The organism is Salinimicrobium oceani, from assembly GCF_012037645.1.
Genome location: NZ_JAAVJR010000031.1, coordinates 1 through 1,218, shown reverse-complemented (window position 1 = coordinate 1,218; position 1,218 = coordinate 1). Strand labels below are relative to the sequence as shown.

Genomic DNA, 1,218 nt, shown 5'->3' with positions numbered 1-1,218 from the left:
CCCACATTCTATCTATCCGCAAGGTTATCATGTTGATCCTAAGCAGCCGCTACCTTTTATCAATCTTGCTTCACAAAAGAATTTTGTAGCCTTGTATCACATGGGGATCTATGCAAATCCGGAGCTGTTGGAATGGTTCCGGGAAGAATATCCGAAGCACTCAGCAACAAAACCGGATATGGGAAAAAGCTGTATCAGGTTTAAAAATGTGGAAAAGATACCTTATGAACTCATTGCACAACTGGTGGCAAAAATTTGCGTAGAAGAATGGATCTCTACCTATGAAGAGGTGGTAAAGAAAAAATAACTACTTCAGCAGCACTCCTTTTTTCTGCATCACCGGCACTTCCCGCAGCGCTTTCTCGTTGATACTGTTCTTCTTAAACACGAACTTTTTGTGAAACATCTTTCCTTCAGCAAAGAAGGAGACAGAGAATTCATTGTTTAGCTGTAGCACATCCTCCTGTAGAAATTCCACTTTAGCAAAAGACTGCGGCGGCAACTTTGCAATGCTGTGTCGCATTACCGAAGTTTCCCGTTTTTCATCATAACCTTTGGAAACAATTAAAACACTTTCAAGAGTCTCAGAAAGGTCATTAATGAGGTAAGCATTCCAGTCAAGGCTGCCGTATTCTTCATGCTTTTCGCGCACGGCGGCCACGTAGACATCGGTTACTTCAGGAATATCAATATCTTTTTTCACCTTTAGTCGAACTTGCTTTTGACCTTACGCCACAACCACCAGATGATTCCAAGGGCGACCAGTAACAGAACTGCACCAACGGCAAGTTCTATGATCTCTACAACGATAAGGACGATAATTACTGCAAGAGCAATAAGGCCGAGAATGACTACGCCAACTGTTTTCATATAGATGATTTAAACTGTTCCAAAAATCTCATGTCATTCTCATAGAACATACGAATATCCCCGATCTGGTATAGCAACATGGCTATTCTTTCTATCCCCATTCCAAAAGCAAAACCGGAATATTCTGCAGGATCTATGTTACAATTGCGAAGTACATTAGGATCCACCATTCCGCAGCCCATGATCTCCAGCCATCCGGTACCTTTGGTGATGCGGTAATCGGTTTCTGTTTCAAGGCCCCAGTAGATATCAACCTCTGCACTAGGCTCTGTAAAAGGAAAATAGGACGGACGTAATCTTATCTTGCTTTTCCCGAACAACTGCTTAGTAAAATACAACAAAGTTTGC

The 1,218-nt window shown here is 42.0% G+C and carries 4 protein-coding genes; 1 reads left to right on the top strand and 3 read right to left on the bottom strand.

Annotation, left to right across the window (positions count from 1 at the left end):
- Positions 1-307, top strand: a 307-nt coding sequence (locus HC175_RS15150) for a DUF1801 domain-containing protein (protein ID WP_168139322.1), incomplete at its 5' end; no start/stop codon positions are given.
- Here the strand turns inward: HC175_RS15150 and HC175_RS15145 are convergent.
- The 3 genes from HC175_RS15145 to HC175_RS15135 all read right to left on the bottom strand — a co-directional run.
- Positions 308-703: a hypothetical protein gene (locus HC175_RS15145; RefSeq protein ID WP_168023851.1), complete on the bottom strand. Its 396-nt coding sequence runs from the start codon at positions 701-703 to the stop codon at positions 308-310.
- Between the two features lie 2 nt (positions 704-705).
- Positions 706-870 (bottom strand): hypothetical protein, encoded by a 165-nt coding sequence (locus HC175_RS15140; RefSeq protein ID WP_168023852.1) that lies wholly within the window; start codon positions 868-870, stop codon positions 706-708.
- A partial coding sequence (locus HC175_RS15135) for a tRNA ligase subunit PheS family protein (protein WP_438865943.1) occupies positions 867-1,218 on the bottom strand: 352 nt, incomplete at its 5' end. The genes HC175_RS15135 and HC175_RS15140, both read right to left, overlap by 4 nt.

Bases quoted from the DNA above. Each gene is read 5' to 3' on its own strand.
- HC175_RS15140 (WP_168023852.1), bottom strand. From the start codon at position 870: ATGAAAACAGTTGGCGTAGTCATTCTCGGCCTTATTGCTCTTGCAGTA.